Origin of the sequence: Dactylosporangium sp. NPDC000555 (genome assembly GCF_040300025.1) — a bacterium.
Taxonomy (GTDB): domain Bacteria; phylum Actinomycetota; class Actinomycetes; order Mycobacteriales; family Micromonosporaceae; genus Dactylosporangium.
Genome location: NZ_JBEPDB010000029.1, coordinates 1 through 20,912, shown reverse-complemented (window position 1 = coordinate 20,912; position 20,912 = coordinate 1). Strand labels below are relative to the sequence as shown.

At 71.3% G+C, this 20,912-nt stretch carries 18 protein-coding genes; 16 read left to right on the top strand and 2 right to left on the bottom strand.

Going from position 1 to position 20,912, the window contains the following annotated elements; translation table 11 throughout:
• The first annotated feature begins 32 nt into the window (after positions 1-32).
• The gene (locus ABT297_RS19160) at positions 33-1,646 is read left to right on the top strand and encodes a phospholipid carrier-dependent glycosyltransferase (RefSeq protein ID WP_350551083.1); all 1,614 of its coding nucleotides are present in this window, start codon (positions 33-35) and stop codon (positions 1,644-1,646) included.
• A gap of 73 nt (positions 1,647-1,719) precedes the next feature.
• On the opposite strand, the gene ABT297_RS19155 is transcribed toward ABT297_RS19160, so the two are convergent.
• Positions 1,720-2,265 carry a GNAT family N-acetyltransferase gene (locus ABT297_RS19155; protein WP_350551080.1) on the bottom strand — a complete coding sequence of 182 codons (546 nt, stop codon included), beginning with the start codon at positions 2,263-2,265 and terminating at the stop codon, positions 1,720-1,722.
• A gap of 162 nt (positions 2,266-2,427) precedes the next feature.
• Between ABT297_RS19155 and ABT297_RS19150 the strand changes: the two genes are divergently transcribed.
• From ABT297_RS19150 to ABT297_RS19080, 15 genes are all read left to right on the top strand, one after another.
• Positions 2,428-3,057 carry a hypothetical protein gene (locus ABT297_RS19150; RefSeq protein WP_350551077.1) on the top strand — a complete coding sequence of 210 codons (630 nt, stop codon included), beginning with the start codon at positions 2,428-2,430 and terminating at the stop codon, positions 3,055-3,057.
• A 171-nt stretch (positions 3,058-3,228) separates the two neighbouring features.
• The gene (locus tag ABT297_RS19145) at positions 3,229-4,137 is read left to right on the top strand and encodes an alpha/beta fold hydrolase (RefSeq protein ID WP_350551075.1); all 909 of its coding nucleotides are present in this window, start codon (positions 3,229-3,231) and stop codon (positions 4,135-4,137) included.
• Positions 4,138-4,202: 65 nt separating this feature from the next.
• Positions 4,203-4,946, top strand: a complete 744-nt coding sequence (locus ABT297_RS19140) for a DUF427 domain-containing protein (RefSeq protein WP_350551073.1) — start codon at positions 4,203-4,205, stop codon at positions 4,944-4,946.
• 43 nt (positions 4,947-4,989) lie between these two features.
• On the top strand, positions 4,990-5,634 hold the full coding sequence (locus ABT297_RS19135) for a hypothetical protein (RefSeq protein WP_350551071.1): 645 nt from the start codon (positions 4,990-4,992) through the stop codon (positions 5,632-5,634).
• A 236-nt stretch (positions 5,635-5,870) separates the two neighbouring features.
• Positions 5,871-6,920, top strand: coding sequence for a PstS family phosphate ABC transporter substrate-binding protein (locus ABT297_RS19130; RefSeq protein WP_350551069.1), 1,050 nt, complete (start codon positions 5,871-5,873; stop codon positions 6,918-6,920).
• Between the two features lie 82 nt (positions 6,921-7,002).
• Positions 7,003-8,730, top strand: a complete 1,728-nt coding sequence (locus ABT297_RS19125) for an Ig-like domain repeat protein (RefSeq protein WP_350551067.1) — start codon at positions 7,003-7,005, stop codon at positions 8,728-8,730.
• A gap of 113 nt (positions 8,731-8,843) precedes the next feature.
• The gene (locus tag ABT297_RS19120; protein ID WP_350551064.1) at positions 8,844-10,013 is read left to right on the top strand and encodes a WxL protein peptidoglycan domain-containing protein; all 1,170 of its coding nucleotides are present in this window, start codon (positions 8,844-8,846) and stop codon (positions 10,011-10,013) included.
• Positions 10,010-10,852: a hypothetical protein gene (locus ABT297_RS19115; RefSeq protein ID WP_350551061.1), complete on the top strand. Its 843-nt coding sequence runs from the start codon at positions 10,010-10,012 to the stop codon at positions 10,850-10,852. Before ABT297_RS19120 ends, ABT297_RS19115 begins: the two co-directional genes overlap by 4 nt.
• Positions 10,849-11,673, top strand: a complete 825-nt coding sequence (locus ABT297_RS19110) for a phosphate ABC transporter ATP-binding protein (protein ID WP_350551059.1) — start codon at positions 10,849-10,851, stop codon at positions 11,671-11,673. Before ABT297_RS19115 ends, ABT297_RS19110 begins: the two co-directional genes overlap by 4 nt.
• The gene (gene pstC / locus ABT297_RS19105) at positions 11,670-12,701 is read left to right on the top strand and encodes a phosphate ABC transporter permease subunit PstC (RefSeq protein WP_350551056.1); all 1,032 of its coding nucleotides are present in this window, start codon (positions 11,670-11,672) and stop codon (positions 12,699-12,701) included. The genes ABT297_RS19110 and pstC overlap by 4 nt, the downstream gene beginning before the upstream one ends.
• A 25-nt stretch (positions 12,702-12,726) precedes the next feature.
• A complete protein-coding gene (gene pstA, locus ABT297_RS19100; protein ID WP_350551053.1) occupies positions 12,727-13,839 on the top strand; it encodes a phosphate ABC transporter permease PstA in 1,113 nt (370 codons plus the stop codon).
• Between the two features lie 50 nt (positions 13,840-13,889).
• Positions 13,890-15,611: a substrate-binding domain-containing protein gene (locus ABT297_RS19095; RefSeq protein ID WP_350551050.1), complete on the top strand. Its 1,722-nt coding sequence runs from the start codon at positions 13,890-13,892 to the stop codon at positions 15,609-15,611.
• Complete coding sequence (locus ABT297_RS19090) at positions 15,608-18,394, top strand: hypothetical protein (protein WP_350551048.1); 2,787 nt, start codon at positions 15,608-15,610, stop codon at positions 18,392-18,394. Before ABT297_RS19095 ends, ABT297_RS19090 begins: the two co-directional genes overlap by 4 nt.
• Positions 18,394-19,218 carry a sortase domain-containing protein gene (locus ABT297_RS19085; protein ID WP_350551045.1) on the top strand — a complete coding sequence of 275 codons (825 nt, stop codon included), beginning with the start codon at positions 18,394-18,396 and terminating at the stop codon, positions 19,216-19,218. Before ABT297_RS19090 ends, ABT297_RS19085 begins: the two co-directional genes overlap by 1 nt.
• An 87-nt stretch (positions 19,219-19,305) precedes the next feature.
• Positions 19,306-20,112 (top strand): TIGR02452 family protein, encoded by an 807-nt coding sequence (locus ABT297_RS19080; RefSeq protein ID WP_350551043.1) that lies wholly within the window; start codon positions 19,306-19,308, stop codon positions 20,110-20,112.
• Between the two features lie 11 nt (positions 20,113-20,123).
• Here the strand turns inward: ABT297_RS19080 and ABT297_RS19075 are convergent, their stop codons facing one another.
• Entirely contained in the window at positions 20,124-20,894 is a 771-nt protein-coding gene (locus tag ABT297_RS19075) for a vanadium-dependent haloperoxidase (RefSeq protein ID WP_350551040.1), read from the bottom strand.
• Positions 20,895-20,912: the final 18 nt, after the last annotated feature.

Below are 20,912 nucleotides of genomic sequence, written 5' to 3'. Positions count from 1 at the left end.
GGACGGTCACTACGGGGGAAAGGTGGCTTCGGATGGTCATGCTCGATCGGATGCGTGGCGCATCGGCGGAGCTTTGGAGTCGCGCCGGCCCGGCGGGCGGGGTGCCGCGGTGGGTGTACCGGGCCGGGCTGGGCGCGATCCTCCTGGTGGCGTTCGCGGTCCGGTTCTACCGGCTCGGCGCCGTGCCGAGCGGGCTGAACCGGGACGAGGCGTCGGCCGGGTACGAGGCATATTCGCTGCTGCATCACGGTACCGATCGATGGGGAAACCACCTGCCGGTATACTTCCCGGCGTTCGGGTCGGGCATGAACGTCCTGCTGTCGTACCTCGAAATCCCGTTCATCAAGGTGTTCGGGCTGTCGGTGCTGTCGCTGCGGCTGTTGCCGGCCGCGCTCGGGGTGCTCAGCGTCTATTTGTTGTACCTGCTGGTGCACCGCATCGCCGACCGGACGACCGGGCTGGTCGCGAGCGCGCTGCTGGCCGTGCTGCCGTGGCATGTCATGGCCACCCGGTGGAGCCTCGAGTCCAACGTGCTGCCGTTCTTCGTGCTCGCCGGGGTGCTGACGATGGTCTGCTGCTACGGCGCGGCGGACCGGCGCCGATGGGCGCTGCCGGTGTCGCTGCTGCCGTTGGCGATTTCGTTGTACGCGTACGGGATCGCCGCCGTCGTCGTGGTTGGGATCATCGTGCTGTTCGCCCTGGCCAACTGGCGGGTGATCCGCGCGCACAAGGTCGGCTTCGGGCTGAGCCTGGCCGGCTTCGGGGTGCTGGCGCTGCCGTTCGGGCTCTTCTTGCTGGTGAACAACGTGCTGCACCGGGCACCGCACTGGCTGTCGGCGCTGCCGTTCAGCGTGCCGCTGCTGACCGTGACCCGGCTCGACGAGGTGTCCGCCGACGGCACGCTGATCGGTAACGTCCGGTTCGTGGCGTCGGGCTTCGACGACGGGCTGATCTGGAACGTCCTGCCCGGCTGGCTGCCGCTCGGCCCGGTCGTCGTGCCGCTCGCGGCGGTCGGCTGCTACTACGCCGTGCGCCGCCGCGGGATGCTGCTGGCGCCGCTGTGCTGGTTGCTGGCGTGCCTGCCGCTGTTCCTCGTCGCGCCGCTGAACGTCAACCGCGCCAACGCCCTCTACCTGCCGCTGGTGGCACTGAGCGCTGTCGGGCTGGTCGAGGTCGGCCGGTCGCTGCGCGAGGCCCGAGGCGGCCGGGCCATCCCCGCGGTCCTGTTGAGCCTGGCCCTGGTGTACAACGCACTCTTTTGTCTCGACTATTTCAAGAGCGAGGAACGACTGACCCGGGCGGCCTTCTCCGACGGCGTCGACCACGCGATCCAGCAGGCCCACACCGCCGCCGCCGGAACTGAGCCGATCTTCGTGTCGGAGATCCCGCTGAACTACATGTACGTGCTGTTCACCCTGCAAACCGACGCGGTGGACTTCCAGCAGCACGCCGAGATCCACGTACAGGGCACCGGCTACTACGTCCGTAACTACCGCAACTTCTATTTCCACGCCGGCGACCCGGCGCTCGCGGCCGGCCCGACCTACGTGACGGTGCTCCAGACCTTCGAGCAGCCGCCGTGCCCGAGCCCCCAGGACCTGTACCGCACGCAACTGTGGAAGGTGCAGCGCTGCACCAAGGCCTGAGGCGGCCCGGAGCGCACGTGAAGGATGCCGGATTCAGCGCCCGAATCCGGCACTTCGCGCTCTGGTGACGCCGTTACGGACCCTTCCAGCCGGGATCGGTAACGGTGCGGAACTGGCGGGCGGTCAGGCCGAACCAGCGGTCGGTCAGTCCTTCGTCGCGCATGCCGAGGCGCCGTGCGACCGCCTGCGAGGCGTGGTTGTCCGGGTCGGTGAGGGCGAGCACCGGCCGGTCCACCTGGTCAAGCAGCCGTCCGGCGGCGGTCGTGGCGAGGCCGCGGCCCTGGTGCTCGGGGTGCACGTGCCAGCCGATCTCGACCTCGTCGGTCGGGCCGGCGGCGTCGTGCAACGGCAGCAGCAGTACGGTGCCGACCGGTCGGTCCTCGCCGTCGGGGACGATCGCCCACAGCCCGTACGGCGGCTGGAGGCCAGTCCCGCGCTCGTGCCATCGGGTGAGGCGCTGCCGGGCCTCGTCGAGGTCCTGCAGCGCCCGCCGCGGGTGCGGGCCGAGGTGGCGCATCACCTCCCAGCGGGAGTAGAGGTCGAAGAACGCGTCGAGGTCGTCGTCGCGCCAGGGCCGCAGCCGCAACGCCGGGGCCGGGTTCGGGGTGGGGGTCGCCATCGGACCATGATGCCGTAGCGCGGGCGGGGGCGAGCGGAACGTGACGCCGAGCCGGCCAGCCAACGATGGGCGCCGATGCCGGTGGCGGTCGCGGCGCCGTGTGGCGAGCCCGCGGGGCTACGGATATGCCAGGTGCCACACATATTCAATGCTTCGATTAGTATGAATGTTTGGTCCGGGTGGACGATCGCCGCCCGGCTGCGCGTCGACGCGCGCAGCGTGCTGCTCGGCGTGTACGCGGTCGCCACCGCCCGGATTACCGGCGCCAACCCGGTGGTCGCCCAGTTGCTGGTGAGCAACCGGTTCCGGCCCGGGCTGTCCGCGATCGTCAGCAACATCAGCCAGACCGGGCTGCTCGTCGCCGACGTCGCCGGGATCACCGTCGACGAGGCGATCGCCCGCACCCGCCGGGCGTCGGTCAACGCCTACAAGCACGCGTACTTCGACGTCGCCGAGTGGAAGGCCATGCTGGCGGCGAAGGGCGTCGAGCTCGGCAGCTACTACAACGACCGCCCGTCGCCGCTGCCGCAGTCCACGGTCACCGTCGTGCCGCCACTGGACGTGCTCCGGGCCGCGCTGCCGCAGACCTCGGCGCCGCGCTGGACGAACCTGCCGTACTTCAACGAGCGCCTCATGGTCACCATCGACGACGCGCCCGGCGCGGTCGCGTTGCTCGTGCTCGCCGATACGCATTACGTGCCCCGCCAGCAGATGGCAGCCCTGGCCAACGAGATGGAGGAGGTCGCCGTCGCCGCGGCCGTCGACCCGCAGGCCTCGACGAAGATCGACTGAGGTCTCGGCGAGAACTGTTCCTTGGCCGTCCTCGTTGACCACGCCACGCGACCGCCAGCCCGCGCACCATCGGTGACACCGTCCGCGGGGCGCCCGATCGCGTGTGAGTGAAATCCGGCAAGACCGACGCCGTCGGCGGTTTCCTGGCGGCGGGCGGGGCAGAGTGCGACCGTGGTTCACGTTCATCATCGCACCGCGCACGTCGACGGGCAGACCGTCTTCTACCGCGAGGCCGGCGACCCGGCCGCGCCGCACGTGGTGCTGCTGCACGGCGCGCCGGCCAGCTCGCGCATGTTCCGCGAGCTTATCCCGCGGCTGGCCGGCGACTACCACGTCGTCGCGCCGGACCTGATCGGCTTCGGGCTGGGCAGCGCGCCGCCGGTGACCGAGTTCGAGTACACGTTCGACCGGCTGGCGGACGTGGTCGAGGCGTTTCTGGCGCAGCGGGGCATCATCGAGTACGCGATGTACGTGCAGGACTACGGTGCGCCGACCGGCTGGCGGCTCGCGCTGCGCCACCCGGAGCACGTCCGGGCGATCGTGTCGCAGAACGGCAACGCCTACGAGGAGGGCTTCGTCGACACGTTCTGGGAGCCGCTGTGGCGCTACTGCGAGAGCCGCACCCCGGAGAACGCCGAGCCCCTGCTGGAGGCGCTGAGCGAGCGCGGCATCCGGTGGCAGTACGTGCACGGGGTACCGAATCCGGATCTGGTGGACCCCGACTCGTGGCTGCACGACCACGCGCAGGTCAGCCGGCCCGGCAACCACGAGGTGCAGCTCGCGCTCTTCGCCGACTATCCCAGCAACGTCGTGATGTACCCGGCGGTCCACGACTACTTCCGGGCGTCGCAGGTGCCGCTGATGGCGGTGTGGGGGCGCAACGACCGCATCTTCGGGCCGACCGGCGCGGAGGCGTTCCGCCGCGACCTGCCGGACGCCGAGATCCACCTGCTCGACGGCGGCCACTTCCTGCTCGAGTCCCACCTGGACGAGGCCGCGCCTCTGATCGCCGGCTTCCTGGATCGGACCATGGACCGCGGTCGATCAGGCTTGGGGGAAGGGTCAGCCCGCCGGCGCTGAGGTCCGGGCCGGGCCACCGCGCGAGCGGGGCGCATGCCGGCGCGTGTGCGTGGACAATGAGGTGTATGGCCACGAAGCGAGGACGGGTCCGCGTCGAGCCCGGCGCCAAGCGTGTCCGGGCCTACCTGGGCGGCGTGCCGGTCGCCGACACGGTGGCACCGCTGCTGGTGTGGGAGACGCCGCACTATCCGGCGTACTACTTCCCGGCCGCCGACGTGCGCGCCGAGATGCTCGTGCCGGACGGCGAGGTCAAGCACTCGCCCAGCCGGGGTGACGCCGCGGTGCACACGGTCGCCGCGGGCGGGCGCACCGCGCCGGGCGGGGCGCTGTACTACGCCGACTCGCCGATCGAGGAGATCCGCGGTCACTACCGCTTCGAGTGGGGCGCGATGGACGCCTGGTTCGAGGAGGACGAGGAGGTCTTCGTCCACCCGCGCGATCCGTATACCCGCGTCGACATCCTGTCCAGCTCCCGCCGGGTCCGGGTGGAGATCGGCGGTGTCACCGTGGCCGAGTCCGACGCGCCGCGGCTGCTGTTCGAGACGGGGCTGCCGGTGCGGTACTACCTGCCGAAGCCCCACGTGCGGATGGACCTGCTGGAGCACACCGACTCCGCCACCGGCTGCCCGTACAAGGGTAAGGCGGAGTACTGGTCGGCCCGCATCGGCGGCGAGCTGCACCCGGACGTCGCGTGGTCGTATGCGACGCCGCTGCCGGAGAGCCGGTCGATCGCCGGCCTGGTGTGCTTCTACAACGAGCGGGTCGACACATACGTCGACGACGTGCTCATGCCGCAAAGACACAATTAAGGCTGTTGTGGCTATCGCCTGTTCGGTCAGCCATTCCTGCTGAATGGATTACTCGCCGTTTCTTGATGTTCATCTCGTGCATGTCCGGCGTGCGATCAGTTACGCGCGGCCCGTCATCGCCGATATCGAATGTCAGCACGGTGGCCTGCGCGCCCGCATGCTACGAGCATCCCGGCGTGCCGGTAACGAACATTCGGGGAGGAATGTCCACATGCTGCCGCCACGGTTCATTTTCCTGGCGATCGTCACACCCGACGATGACGACTCTGTCGCGGACCGGCAACAGCTGACCGCATGGATGCTGTGCTCGCCCAACAATCGGATCCTGGGCCGCGGGGAGCGACCCTTCGACACCGAGGGGCAGTGCCGCGAGGCCGTGCTCGGCCTGGTGCGCGCCGCCGACCGCCTCAGCCCCGTGTCGAGCGCGCTGGGCAGCAGCGGCCACTGGGTGTGGCGGGTCCAGCTCGACGGTGCGCCGGTCGCGGTCTCGCACCGCTCGTATCTGCGGGCGCGCGAGTGCCAGTACAACGTCGGGCGATTTCTGGCGGCGCTGCCCGCCGCGCTGCTGACCGAGGGCCGGCGGCTGCTGCGCGAGGCGCCCCGAGCGGTCGAGCGGATGACCCACGGCGTGACGGAGGCGGCGCCGCAGCGTGGCGCGCGGCGCGATCCGGCCGGGCGGGTCGCCTGATCCCACCCGTTTCGCCGAATATCTGAACACATCGTCCGATCGCGGTGGCCGAAATGGTGACCGCGCCGATAGCGCCTGCCTTCCAAACGGCGCAAAAACGGCGCAAAAAATGCTTCATTCGTCGTTCATGATTCGACTCCCGATATTTGGTTCGCGACTGCCAGCGTGCCTTCCGCATCCATTCGTGGGCGCAAGAGAAATGTCAGGGAACTTCGGCAAGGCGGAAGGGCTCTTCAATGAGAAGACTCAGCAAGGCCGGCCTCGGGATCCTGGGGGCCACGGCCCTCATGCTCACCCAGGCCACCGCGGCGCATGCCGACCACGCCCCCGAGGCCGTGGACGTCGTCGGCATCGGATCGGACACGATCCAATACGCCCTCAACTTCCTCGCCGACGGGGACTACCTCGGCAACCCGGGCTACAACGCGTCCGGCGGCCGCGTCATCAACTTCGACGCGACCGGCGACGCGAACGGCAAGCTGACCAACGGCGCTGGCGTGGTGCTGCGCGCTGGCACCGTGCCGGTCGTCCGGCCCAACGGCACCTCTGGCGGCGTCAGCTTCTTGAACAACAGCGACAAGGGCACGACCCACAAGGTGCAGTTCGTGCGCATGTCGCGTCCGCCGACGAAGGGCGAGGACGACGCCGCCGCGACGAACGGCTGGGGCGGCCTGCACTGCTACCAGCTGGCGCTGGACGGACTGAAGATCGCGGTGTCGAACCAGGTGACGACCAACGCCGGCACCAACGGCATCAGCAAGGCCGACCTGGCGCAGATCTACTCGGCGACCGGCACCATCCGCAACTGGGGCCAGGTCACCGGCTGGAACGGCCCGGCCGGGGCGGCCAACACGCCGATCCTGCCGATCCTGCCGCCGTCCACCTCGGGCACCGAGCAGTTCTTCATCCAGCAGCTCGGCCTGACCGAGGCCCAGCTTCGCTCGGACATCTTCCGGGCCGAGGAGCACGACCCGACGCCGATCCAGGGCAACGCGAACGCGATCGCGCCGTTCTCGACCGCCCGGCAGGTCATGATCCACAACGGGTACTTCAACGGCGGCACCCGGCCGAGCGTCGACCCGGTGAAGCTCCTCAGCACCGGTTTCTCCACGACGCGCCCGGTGTACATCGTCGTGCGCCAGAACGAGATCAACGCGAAGTGGAACAAGGAACTGTTCGCCCCGGGCGGGTTCCTGTCGCGGTCGTTCCTCGCGCAGCCGCTGATCGAGGACGCGGCGGGCTTCACCTACCAGTACGCCGACGCCGGCCTGTGCCACACGGCCTGACGCCGGTCGCACCACCAGCTCGTTCGCAGGTCCGCAATCCCGGTCGGCGCCGCCGGCCGGTTCCACAGGAAGGGAGCCCCAAGTGGGCATTCGCTCGAGGTCGTTGATGGTCGGGGCGGCCGCTCTGGTCGTCGCGGCCGGCGTTCTCGTGAGCGGGGGCAGCGCGTTCGCGGCGACCATCACGCCGCCGTTCGAGCCGGACCCGAGCGTGAGCGGCAGCCTCACGCTGTACAACGCGGCCGGCCAGGTCATCACCGGCGGTAGTGTGAACGACAGCCCGATCGTCGCCTACGCGGAGGCGGACGGGCACGGCCGGGAAGACGACAGCCGCGCGTTCCTGCGGGTGGCCACGCCGAAGGCCAACACCCCGCCGGACCAGTTCGTCAGCGGCCTGCTGACGAGCGCGCAGAACTTCCCGAACGCCAACGCTCCCGCCCCGCTGAACACCTCGCCCAACGCGGTCGCGACCGGCATCACCGGCGTGCCGAGCCTCGCGAGCTACATCGCGTTGAACCCGAACACCGAGACGGCCGCGAACCTGGCGAACATCTACCAGCTGCGGCTCATCACCACGGCGCCGGGCCAGCCGCAGAACACGAACTACTACCGGGTCGACATCCAGGTCAACCCGGCGGCGGGCACCTGGGAGGTCGTGTACCCGGGCACCAAGACCAACACGACCACCACGCTGACGGCCAGCCCGAACAGCCCGGCCAGCCACGGCAGCCAGGTCACCCTGACCGCCAAGGTGGCGCCGGCGGGTGCCGCCGGTTCGGTGCACATCTTCGACGGCGCCAACGACCTCGGCGCCGCGACCTACAACGCCGCGACCGGCACCGCCACCCTGGCGACCACCCCGGCCGACGGCAACCACTCGTTCACCGCGCAGTTCACGCCGGCCAACACGGACTCGTTCAACGGTTCGACGTCCTCGGTGCTGGCCTACACGGTGAACCCGGCCGGCACGCCCACCACCACCACGCTCTCGGTGAACCCGCCGAGCGGCACGACGGCCGGTGGCAACGGCAAGCTCGACGTCAACCTCTCCGCGTCCGTCGCTCCGGCCGGCACCGCCGGCTCGGTGCACTTCTTCGACGGCGCGACGGACCTCGGCGCTGGCGACTACAACGCCGGGACCGGTGCCGCGACCCTGACCGCGAGCCTCGGTATCGGCAACCACGCGCTGATCGCCACCTTCTCGCCGAGCGTCGGCGGCGTCCAGTCGTCGTCCTCGTCGATCATCAACTACGCCGTTGTGGGCAGCAACTCGGCCGCCGTGCCGGTCGAGGCCCAGAACGACACCGAGCCCTTCGCGGGCGCCCTGTCGCTGCAGGTCGCGTCCGGCACGGCCGTGCGCCTGACCCAGATTCCGGTCGACGACCCGAACGGCCACCCGGCGCAGGCGACTGACCCGACGGGTCACCGCCACGCCTGGGTGTTCACCGGCTCGCTGACCGGCGTGTCGGTGAACGACACCCGTCCGACGCAGGACGGCTGGACGCTCAACGGCCAGGCCAGCGACTTCGTCAGCGGCTCCACCACGGTGACGGCCAGCAACCTCGGCTGGACGCCCGCCCTCGCCACCGGCAGCGACGCCGAGGGCACGCCGGCGGCCGGCTCCGCGGTCGACTCCAAGCTCAAGACGGCCGGCAGCGACGGTCTGCACACCAGCAGCCTGTTCGCCAAGGCCGCCCAGGGCAACGGTCTGGGTACCCAGCACCTCAGCGCCTCCCTGGAGCTGCGGATTCCGGACACGTCCCCGACCGGTCTGTACCAGAGCACCCTCACGCTGACCCTGGTCAGCCCGTAACTCGCGGCCAAACCGCGACAGCACCACAAAGTGCCAGGCCGGCCGGTTCCCCCGGTCGGCCTGGCTCCCAGCATCTGCGGTCCTACCTCGCCAGCGCCGGAACGGAACCAGTCATGAAATCAGCCCGCACGAGCCAGCCGTACCTCCGTCTCGCCAGCATGTTCGTGACTGTGTTCGCGACCGTGACCGCGCTCCTGCTGGCCGGCGCCCCCGCGCGCGCCGAGCCCAGCGACGACGGTAATCGCGTGTGGTCCGTGCGGCCCGCCACCGCCGACGGCAAGCCCGACCGGCGCACGCACTACACGCTCCAGGGCGACCCGGGGGGCAAGGTCGAGGAGCGCGTGCTGATCACCAACTCCAGCAAGGTCCGCGCCTCGTTCGTCGTCTACGGCACCGACGCGTTCAACACGAGCACCGGCGCGTTCGACCTGCTCCCCGCCGCGACGAAGCCGACCGGCATCGGCTCGTGGATGAAGTTCCCGAGCCAGACCGTCGACATCGACGCCGGTGCCAGCGTCTCGGTGCCGTTCCTCATCGACGTGCCGGCGAACGCCACGCCGGGGGACCATGCCGGCGGCGTCGTGGTCTCGCTGGCCACCGGCGGCACCGACGTGAAGCTGGACACCCGCGTGGCGGTCCGGTTGTACCTCAGGATCGCCGGCCTGCTGCGTCCCACGCTCGAGACGCAGAAGGTGCGGGCGACGTACAACGGCGTCGGCAACCCGATCGGCAAGGGCGGCGTCGACGTCACGTACACGGTCGTGAACACCGGCAACATCCGGCTGTCGAGCCACGCCCGGGTCACCGTGACCTCCGCGATCTTCGGCGCCCGCCTTGGCGGCGAGGATCGCAAGGACCTCGCCGAGCTGCTGCCCGGCCAGCGCGTGACGTACACCGCGCACGTCGACGGCGTCTTCCCGGCCGGTCCGATCGACGCCAACGTCGAGCTCGAGCCCTACCCGGACGCGACGCAGCCCGTCGGCCAGCAGATCGCGGCGGCCAAGGCGTCGGTGACGATCTGGGCCGTGCCGTGGCTGCTGACGCTCCTCATCGTGGCCGTCCTCGTCGGCCTGGCCCTGCTCATCCGCCTGCGCTTCGGCCGGCCGCGCCCCGGCAAGGGCAAGGGTGACGACCCCAAGAAGCCGACCCCGCCGACCCCGCCCCGGCCGAGCGCCGGCGGCCCCAAGCGGCCCACGCGGGCCATCCGCGACATGCCCGCCGTCGGCAAGCCTTCAGTCGGCGCGTCCGAAAAGGCCGGGGCGAGCGCCGGGGCCGCCACGTGACCCGGCGCATCTCGACCGGCGCGGCCCTGCTGGTCGTCGCCGCCGCCCTCGCTCTGCTGACCGCGTGCGGCAAGCACGAGGAGCGCGTGCCCTACCACGACGACCGCTCCACCGGAGCGATCGTGCTCTACGGCGCCGACGACAAGGTCAAGACGTCCGGCAAGCTGTCCGACAAGCCGTTCGTGGCCAAGGCCGTCAGCCAGGCCGCCGCGCCCGCCCCGTACGACGGGGAGGGGCGCAAGGCGAGCCTGCTGGCCTACCAGCCGCGGGCGGGCGTCGACCCGCAGCTGTGGGCGGGCACCTACCTGACCGGCGCGAGCACCTACGCTGACGCGGCGCACCCGGCCGTGGAGGCGCCGGCGCAGGGGCTGTCGCTCGCCGAGTTCATCGAGCGGTACCCCACCCGCTGGGACGGCCTCGTCCAGCTGCGGATCTACCTCGGCGTGCCCAACGAGCCGACGCTGAACAGCTCGTACGCGACCGCCGACCTGAAGGTCGAGGGCGACACCTGGACGCTGCTCGGCGCACGGTCCGACGCCGCCGCCGGGCCCCGGCGTCCGGCGCGGCCCGCGGACGGCCTCCGGCTGGCGCTCGGGGCGCCGGCTCGCGACGAGGGGGTACCGATCCTGGTCGACGTGAGCGGCAGCCCCGGGCCACCCGGGCCGTCCGGGTCTACCGGGCCGTCGACGTCGCCGACCGGCCCGCCCGGCGGCGACCTGCCCCGGACCGGCCTCAACATCCTGCTCATCGCCGGCGTCGGCGTCGGCCTCGTGGCGCTCGGCGCCGCCGCGCTCAGCGCCGCCCGCCGGCGCAACGTCCGTACCGGGAGTCGGTCATGACCCAGACGATCCAGTTCGCCGAGGCGCCGTATTCGGACGTGCCGCCGCCGGCCACCCTCGACGCCAGGCACATCTCGGCCTGGTTCGGCGCGCGCAAGGTGCTCGACCGGGTGTCGCTGACCATGCACGCCGGGCAGGTCACCGCGCTGATCGGCCCGTCCGGCTGTGGCAAGTCGACGTTCCTGCGCATCCTCAACCGGATGCACGAGCTGGTGGCCTCGGCGCAGCTCGCGGGTGAGGTGTTGCTCGACGGCGAGGACATCTACGCGGCCGGCCGGCGCATCACCGAGGCCCGCCGGGACATCGGGATGGTGTTCCAGAAGCCCAACCCGTTCCCGACGATGAGCATCTACGACAACGTCGTCGCCGGGCTCAAGCTCACCGGCAAGCGGGCCCGCCGCGCCGAGAAGGACCGCCTCGTCGAGGAGTGCCTGGTCAAGGCCGGCCTGTGGCGCGAGGTCGCGGACCGGCTGCAACAGCCCGGCGGCGCGCTCTCCGGCGGCCAGCAGCAGCGGCTGTGCATCGCCCGGTCGCTCGCCGTACGCCCGCGGGTGCTGCTCATGGACGAGCCCTGCTCGGCACTGGACCCGACCTCGACGAGGGTCGTCGAGGAGACCATCGCGGAGCTCGCCACCGAGGTCACGATCATCATCGTCACGCACAACATGCAGCAGGCGAACCGGGTCTCCGACCAGTGCGCCTTCTTCCTGGCCGAGCAGGGCCAGCCCGGCGTCATCGTCGAGCACGGGCCGACCGAGGAGATGTTCGGCAACCCGCAGGACCCGCGCACCGCCGACTACGTCCACGGCAGGTTCGGATGAGCGACCTGCGGGCGGTCGAGGACCTCCATGACACCTCCGGCGGGCCGGATGCGGCGGACGTGCCGCGCCGGCTCGTCAGCCGGCCGGCGATCGCCGACCGGATCTTCCGCATCGGCAGCACCGGCATCGGCGCGTTCGTGCTCGTGATCTTCGGCGCGATCGGGTTCATGCTCGCCATCGCGGCGGTGCCGACCCTGCGCCGGTACGGCTGGCACTTCTTCGTCGAGAACGAGTGGCAGCCCGAGCGCGACCAGGTCGGCATGTCCGAGGTCCTGCTCGGCACGTTCCTCGTCGCCGCCGTGGCCCTGATCGTGGCCTTCCCGCTGGCGCTGACGAGTGCCCTCTACATCAGCGAGTACGCCCCGGCGAAGCTGCGCGGTGCGCTCGTGGCCCTCGTCGACCTCATGGCGGCGGTGCCCAGCATCGTCTACGGGCTCTGGGGCCTGTTCATGCTGCAGCCCTACCTGCTCGAGGTCGCGCATTGGATCCACCAGAATCTCGGGTTCATCCCGCTGTTCAGGGTGAACACGGACCCCGACGCGCCGATGTGGGCGCAGGCGCGGTACACCGGCTCCATCTTCATCGCCGGGGTGGCCGTGGCGATGATGGCGATCCCGATCGGCTGCGCGGTCATGCGCGAGGTCTTCGCGCAGGCCCCCATCGGCGAACGCGAGGCGGCGCTGGCCCTGGGCGCGACCCGGTGGGGCATGGTCCGCGCCGTCGTGCTGCCGTTCGGCCGCGGCGGCATCATCGGCGGCACGATGCTCAGCCTGGGCCGTGCGCTCGGCGAGACCGTGGCGGTGCTGCTCATCATCGCCCCGATCTTCGACCTCAAGGCGCGAATCCTGGAGAACGGCGGCATCACCGTCTCCTCGCTGATCGCCAACCGGTTCGGCGAGGCCACCGCGGTCCAGCTGTCGGCGCTGCTCACGGCCGGGTTCGTGCTGTTCGTCATCACCGTGATCGTCAACACGATCGCCGCCGTCATCGTCAGCCGCAGTCGCAGCGGCGCGGCGACCGAGATCTGAGCGGGGGAGCGCCATGACGGCCGTCATGCCACAGAACCAATCGGCGGACCCGGTACCGCAGGTGGGTCCGCCGCCGGCGGCGCCGGAACTCCCGCCGGACCTGCCGCGGAAGCTGCAGAGCAAGACCATCGACGACCGGGCCAGCGTCATCGGCGCCGGGGCCGGCTCGCTCGCGCTGACCTGGCTGTTCTACACGCAGGTGCTGCTGCTGTCCGGCCTCACCGGCTTCCTCATCTGCTGGTACCTGGCCTTCGTCGTGCTCTACGCCGTCGTCACGGCGGTCGGCAACCCGCGCCCCGTGGTGGCCGACCGGGTCGCTTCGGCCGCGCTGCACGCCGGCGCCGGGCTCGTCGGCCTGAGCCTGGCCCTGACTTTGCTCTACACGCTCTTCCGGGGCGCACCGGCCCTGCCGCACCTGAACTTCTACACGAAGGACATGGCCGGCGTGCCCGGCGACGCGCCCCTGGACCAGGGCGGCATCCTGCACGCGATCGTCGGCTCGTTCATCGAGGTCGGCATCGCCGTGGTCATCTCGCTGCCGCTCGGCATCGCGACCGCCGTCTACATGACGGAGGTCGGCGGCCGGTTCTCCCGGATCGTGCGCACCCTGGTCGAGGCGATGACCGCCGTGCCGGACATCCTCGCCGGCCTGTTCATCTACACGACGCTCATCGTGGCGTTCAACTTCCCCAAGAGCGGCTTCGCGGCCGGGCTGGCGATCTCGGTGACCATGGTGCCGATCATCGCCCGCGCCGCCGACGTGGTGCTGCGGGTCGTGCCGGGCGGCCTGCGCGAGGCCGGCCTGGCGCTCGGCGCCTCGCAGTGGCAGGTGGTCCGCCGGGTCGTCCTGCCGACCGCTCGCCCGGGCCTGGCCACCGCGCTGATCCTGGCGATCGCCCGCGGCGTCGGCGAGACGGCACCCGTCCTGCTCACCTCCGGCGCCTCGACGTTCATGAACTGGGACCCCGTCCACTTCACGATGAACTCCCTGCCGCTGTACATCTTCACCGCGGTGCGCAGCGGCCAGCCGAACAACATCACCCGGGGCTTCGGCGCCGCGGTGGTGCTGCTCGTGCTGGTGCTGCTGCTGTTCGCGATCACCCGCTGGCTCGCGCGGCCGCGGGTCGGCCGCCGCTAGCCCCTGTCATGACGATGCCGGACCACCCCGATATTGCGAGGAAGATCAGCATGAAGCCCACCATCCCCGCCTTGCCCGGAAGGCGTGCCGGCTCGGCCGCGCGGCGCGCGGCCGTGTTCAGCGCCGTCGTGGCGTTGCTGCTGGTGGCCACCGGGCGGCCGGTCGCCGCCGCGGCGCACGTCCGCATCGAGGGCACCGGATCGTCATGGAGCGCCAACGCGCTCGCCCAGTGGATCAGCGACGTGACGCCGCAGGGCCTCCAGGTCGTGTTCACCGCGCTGGGCTCCGCGAACGGCCGCAAGGACTTCGCGTACCAGACCAACGACTTCGCGATCACCGACATCCCGTTCCAGGGCTCGGACGCGCTGACCGGCGAGGACGACACCCCCAAGGGCCGGCCGTACGCGTACCTGCCGCTCGTCGCCGGCGGCACCTCGTTCCCGTACCACATCGAGGTCGGCGGCAAGCTGGTGCGCGACCTGCGGCTGTCCGGCGAGACGCTCGCGAAGATCTTCACGAACCAGATCACGAACTGGAACGACCCGCAGATCACCGCGGACAACAACGGGCGCAAGCTGCCGTCGCTGCCGATCGTCCCGGTGCTGCACGCCGAGGGCTCCGGCTCCACCGCCCAGTTCACGCGGTACCTCGTGAAGCAGCACCCGGGCATCTGGGGCGCCTTCGCCGGCCGGAACGTGCCGACGGAGTATTACCCGCACAAGGGCAACGCCGTGCCGCAGACCGGCTCCGACGGCGTCATGAACTTCATCGTGTCGAAGGCCGGCAACGGCGCCATCGGCTACGACGAGTACTCCTACGCGCTGAACATCAAATACCCGGTCGCCAAGATCGGCAATGCGGCCGGCTACTTCACCGAGCCCACGGAGTACAACGTAGCCGTGTCACTGACGGCGGCGACGATCAACACCAATCCGGACTCGCCGGAGTACCTGATCCAGAACCTCGACAAGGTGTACGTCCACCCGGACGAGCGCACGTACCCGCTGTCGTCGTACTCGTACATGATCCTGCCGACCGGCGCCGCCACCGACAAGAACGAGAAGCGCCTGACCACGGCGAAGCGCCAGACGCTCGCCGACTTCGTGAGCTACTCCATCTGCGCCGGCCAGCAGAGCATTGGCACCAAGGGGTACTCGCCGCTGCCGCTCAACCTCGTGAAGGCGGGCTTCGAGCAGATCGCGAAGCTCAAGACGGCCGACCCGGCGGTGGAACTGCGGAACACGCCGGAAACCAGCTGCAACAACCCGACGTTCGTGCCCGGTGACCTCAACCGCAACCACCTGGCGGAGATCGCGCCGAAGCCGCAGCCCTGCGACAAGACCGGCGCCGGCCCCTGCCCGCCGAAGGGGTCCAACAGCGGCGGCTCGAACAACAACGGTGGCAACGGCAACGGCAGCGGCAATGGCAACGGCAACGGCTCGGGCGGTGGCAACGGCGGCACGAACGGCGGCGGGACGGCCGGTTCCGGCGGCAGCGGCGGCACGACCGGCGGGACCGATGGCGGCGCGCAGGTCGATCCGGACACGGGCGAGGTGATCGGCGGCAGTGGCAGCGGCGACGGCAGCGGCGGCAGCGGCGGGAACGGAGCCAGCGACGCCAACGCGATCGGCACGCCGACCGACCTCGCCGCCTTCCGCGCCAACCGGTACGCCTCCGTGCTCGGTCCGGTCGCGGCCGGCCTGCTGCTGCTCGTGCTGTTCGTACCGGCGCTCTTCGCCCGCCGTCTCGCGGCCCGCAAGGACGAGCGGTGAACGGCCGCCGCCGCGCCGCCGGGCTGACCCTGCTGATCCTGGCGCTGCTGCTGCCCGCGGCCACGTTCAGCGCGGCGCCGGCGAGAGCCGACAGCCCGGCGTACAACGAGACCAAGACCTTTGCCCGCAAGCACCTCAACGCCGACGGGACCGAGACCGTCGCGGACACCCGCACCGTGACCGTGCAGGTGAGCCAGGTCGAGCGGCTCAAGGCCCGGCAGCAGATCGAGGTCAAGTGGAGCGGCGCGCACCCCAGCCACGGGGTGGTCGACAACCAGAACGCGGCCGACGCGCTCTACCAGGAGTACCCGGTCATGATCATGCAGTGCCGGGGTGACGAGCGCAGCGGCACGCTCAACCCGAGCACGTGCTGGACGCAGGGCTTCGACCAGCGCAAGGACAACTACAACATCCCGTACATGTTCCCGCCGTGGCGGCTGGACCGCGACGCGACCGCGGCCCAGCGCAAGCAGGTGGTCGGCTTCCCCGACCCGGTGCCGGCCGCGTGCCCCGGCCCGATTGACCAGGTGGCGCACTACGAGCCGTTCGTCGCCGAGGACAAGACCGTCTACCGGCCGCTGACCAGCTACGACAAGACTGACGTCTGCGGCAAGGTGCTCGCGCCGGACATGGTCAACGTCGAGGACAAGGCCGCGCCGCCGGGCAACACGACATACGCCAGCACCGACAAGGACGGCAACGGCAGCGCCAAGTTCGTCATCTGGACCGGGCTGGAGAACGCCTCGCTCGGCTGCTCGGCGAAGGTCTCATGCTCGCTCGTGGTACTGCCGATCATGGGCATGAGCTGCGACGAGACCTACGCGGACATGCCGGCCAACGACCGGCCCGCGCTCGGGCGTCAGTCCGACAGCGCCCAGGCGGCCTGCCGCGCGACCGGCCAGCACGAGGTCAACGAGTTCCTGCCCTCGCCCATCGGCCGCTACCAGGTCGACACCGCCGTGACCGCCGCCAACTGGTGGAGCCCGTCGATCTGGAAGCACCACTTCAGCATCAAGCTCGGCTTCGGCACCTCGGCGAACGTCTGCGACATCGGCGATATCCGGCTGCCGGTGGAACTGTTCGGCTCCGAGCTCATGCAGGAGGCCATCGCCCAGTGGGCGCCCGCGTTCTGCTCCGACCCGTCGCGGTTCAAGTTCCGCCAGGTGCAGATGGGCGAGCCGCTGGCCAAGAGCAACCTCGACGACGGCAAGATCAGTGCGGCGCTCGTCAGCCGGCCACCGGACGACGGCGACTACGGCAGACCCGTGGTCAACGCGCCGATAGCCGTCACCGGTTTCGCCATCAGCTACGTGATGGACGACAAGAACCACAACGAGTACAAGAGCCTCAAGCTCAACCCGCGGCTCATCGCGAAGCTGCTCAGCGAGTCCTATCCCGGGCGGCCCGACCTGACGGCCCTGTTCAAGGACGAGGACAAGCTGCCGGCGGACCATCCGTACCGCGCTATGGCGAACAACCCGACCTTCGTCTCGGTCGACCCCGAGTTCAAGGCGCTCAACCCGGACGTCGGCGACTCGCTCTACGAGGCGCTGTCGGCCAGCGCCCTCATCGCGCTGTCCGGCAACTCCGACGTGATGTGGGCCCTGACGGCGTACCTCAACGCCGACCCCGACGCCCGCGCGTTCCTCAACGGCGAGGCCGACCCGTGGGGCATGGTGGTGAACCCCGGCTACAAGGGCATCGAGCTGCCGCAGGAGTTCTGGCCGCTGCTGGACACGTTCACCGACCCGAGCTTCACGCCGTACAGCACCTGCGGCCTGCCCGAGGAGTTCATCAAGCAGTTCCCGATGCAGCCGTACGGCCCGCTGCTCGCCTCGCCGGTGACCACGATGATGCAGACGGTGGACCGGCTGCAGTTCGGCCAGTCCAACGCGCGCATCCGGTGCGCCGTCTTCTACGACACCAGCAACACGCCCGTGAGCGCGAACCTCAGCCCGTACGGGCGGCAGCGCCGCGGCGACCGGTTCGTGCTCGGCATCACGTCGCTGGCGCAGGCGCAGTACTACCAGCTCAACACGGCGGCCCTGCAGACGACGTCGACGGTGGGCAAGTCGGCGAAGTTCACCGACACCACGGGCCGCACGTTCGCCGGCCCCGGCGACGCGTCCCTCAAGGCCGCGATGCGGCTGGCCAAGCCGGACGCCACGGCCAACGCCTGGGTCATGCCGTACGACACCATGCGGACCCCGGCGGGCGCCGACGCCTACCCGGGCACGCTGCCCGTCTACGCCGCGGTCGCGACCAAGGACGTGCCCGGCGACGACCCGGGCCGCCTGGCGCAGCTGCTGCGCTTCGCCGTCGGCGACGGGCAGGTCCAGGGCACCGAGAACGGGCAGCTCCCGCCCGGCTACCTGCCCCTGACCGCGGCGAACGGGTTCGGCGACTACGTGCGGTACACGCTGAAGGCCGCCGACGCCGTGGCGCGCCAGCAGGGCGAGGTGCCGCGGGTGGTACCCGAGACCACTCCCGGCCAGGACGGTTCCGGCGGCTCGAACAACGGCTCGAACGGCGGCAGCTCCGGCTCCGGCTCGGGCGGCACGACGGTGCCCAACAGCGGCAGCCGCCCGTCGGCCGCCCCGAGCGCCTCGGCGAGCCCGCCGGCCCAGCCGGTGGCCCAGCCGGTCGGCACGACCGCGCTGCTCTCCTCGGTCCTGGCCTCGTGGGGCCTGCCGGTGATCCTGCTCGTCGGCCTGTGCGCCGGCTGCGCGGGCACGATCATGCGCTTGATCACCGGCTTCAACGACTGGCGACGGAGTCTGTGATGAAGGTGCTCTCCCGCGGCCTGATCACCCTGGCCGTCCTCTGCGGCTGGCTGCTCACCTACCTGCTGGGCGCCAGCGCCCTCCGCCAGGAGCACGACCAGCGCGAGCTGTACAACGAGCTCCGCCGGACGCTGGCCTCGGCGGAGACCCCATTGGGCGGCGCGATCGACCCCGGCACGCCGATCGCCCTGATCGTGGCCCCGGTCATCGGCCTGAGCCAGGTGGTCGTCGAGGGCACCGACGGCGACGTGATGCGCTCGGCCCCCGGCCACCGCCGCGACACGCCGCTGCCCGGCCAGCCCGGCACGAGCGTCATCTACGGCCACGCCGCCGCGTACGGCGCCCCGTTCGGCGACCTCACCGCCCTTGCCCCCGGCGACCACTTCACCGTCACCACGGGCCAGGGCGAGTTCGACTACGAGGTACAACGGGTGCGCCGCGCCGACGACCCGGCCCCGACGCCCCTGCAGAAGGGCGGCAGCCGCCTGATCCTGGCCACGGCGGAGGGCCAGGGCTGGCGCACGGGCTGGGCGACGGACCGGGTGGTGTACGTCGACTCGGTGCTGAAGGGCGATCCCAAGCTCGGCCCACCCGGCCGCCCCTCGATGATCGACGTCCGCGAGCGGGCGATGCAGGCCAACCCCGACGCCCTGGTACCCCTGGTGCTGTGGCTGCAGCTGCTGGCCGGGGCGGCGTTCGGCGGCACGTGGGCCGCCCGGCGCTGGGGCGCCCTGCAGACCTGGATCGTCGGCGTGCCGGCGATCCTGGCCACGCTCTGGGGCGTGACCGACGCGCTGGGACAACTGCTGCCCAACCTCATCTAGGTGAGGCCGCGGGTGCCGTTATCAGTGTTCACCGGGGTCGCGAATAACGGTTCGAGCACGGCACCCTGCGCTGCTACGGTGGCCCGCGTGAGTGATCGACTGCGGGAGATCGCCCGCCAGACCGTCGCGATCGCCGAGCGCGGCGAATACGCCGACGGGGCTGGCGGGCCGGTCTCCATCGCCGCCGCGGTGGCGGAGGCGGTGGCGGGCACCCGCCTCTACGAGCCGCACGAGCCGCTCCCCGCCGGCCGCCCCGCCGCCGGACCGCCCGCGATCGAGGTGACCCGCGAGTCGACGCTCGCGGCCGCCCGCCGCGCAGGCGAGGACGCCGCGACGCTCGTCTTCGCCTCCGCGAAGAACCCCGGCGGCGGCTTCCTCGGCGGCGCGCAGGCGCAGGAGGAGAGCCTGGCGCGCGCGTCCGCCCTGTACGCCTGCCAGCGCACCGCGTCCGCGTTCTACGACTTCCACCGGGGGCAGCGCGACCTGCGCTACAGCGACAGGGTCATCTACTCGCCGGGCGTCCCCGTCTTCCGCGACGACAAGGGACGGCTGCTCGACTCGCCGTACCGCACCTCGTTCCTGACCGCCGCGGCCCCCAACCTCGGCGCGATCCTGCGCGGCCAGCCCGCCGACGCCGGCGAGGTGCCCGCCGTGCTGCGCGCCCGGGCCGCCCGGGTGTTGCGGGTCGCGGCCGCCCATGGCCACCGGACCCTGGTCCTGGGCGCGTGGGGCTGCGGCGTCTTCCGCAACGCGCCCGCCGAGGTGGCCCGGGCCTTCGCCGTCGCGCTGCGCGAGGTCCCGTGCTTCGACCGCGTGGTGTTCGCCGTCTACGACCGCCTGCCCGGGACCCCGGTCCACCAGGCGTTCGCTGAGGCCTTCCCGGCGAACGCCTGAGCTCTGGGACTTTAGACGGGACGGCCGTGCCAGCGGCCAAGGGCCGCGAGTGCCGCACGGCGGCCGACGGCGGCGCCGATCTCGTCGGTGTGACGGAAGTGCACGCCCTCCCAGACCCGCGCGTCGATGTTGTCGCGGGTGAGCTCCGACCACGCGGAGTACCGCAGCGTCACGTCGGCGGCGGCCGGGCTCGTCAGCGTGAACGGCGCCCGCGGCGGGCCGGCCAGCGTGTCCAGCACGGCCTGCGCCGCGCCCGCGTAGGTGGTGTGGCCGCTGGGGTACTCCGGATGCGCCGGCGTCGCGATGAGCGGCGTCCAGGCCGGGTCGGGTGCGACCGCGCCGGTGCGGATCGCGGTCACCGGGCGCCAGAACAGGTAGCGGTACTTCGCGCGGTAGGTCGTGATCTGCGCGTCGATCGTCGCGGCGTGGAACAGCGCGACGAGCCCGATGCGCCGATCGAGCGGGCGCCGGTCCGCGGCGTGCGACCCGTGCGGCGCGAGCGTCGTGCGCAGCGCCCCGGTGAAGCCGTTGAGCGACGTCTGCGACCAGAACCGCGCGACCGCGGTCTGCGCCGGCGTGCGGACGGCACTGTCGAGCGCGCCGACGGCCCGCGACTCGGCCAGGTCCCGCAGGAACACCGCGCTGTTCAGGGCCGGCGGCGGGCCCGGCAGCAGCGGCTCCACGTCGCGCACCAGGAACGGCCGGCCGTCGCCCTGGCCGGACTGCACCGGCGCCGCGAACGCGGGCGGCGTCGGCTGCCACACCCCGGGCGCGGCGGGCACCTACCTCGCCGTGGCGAG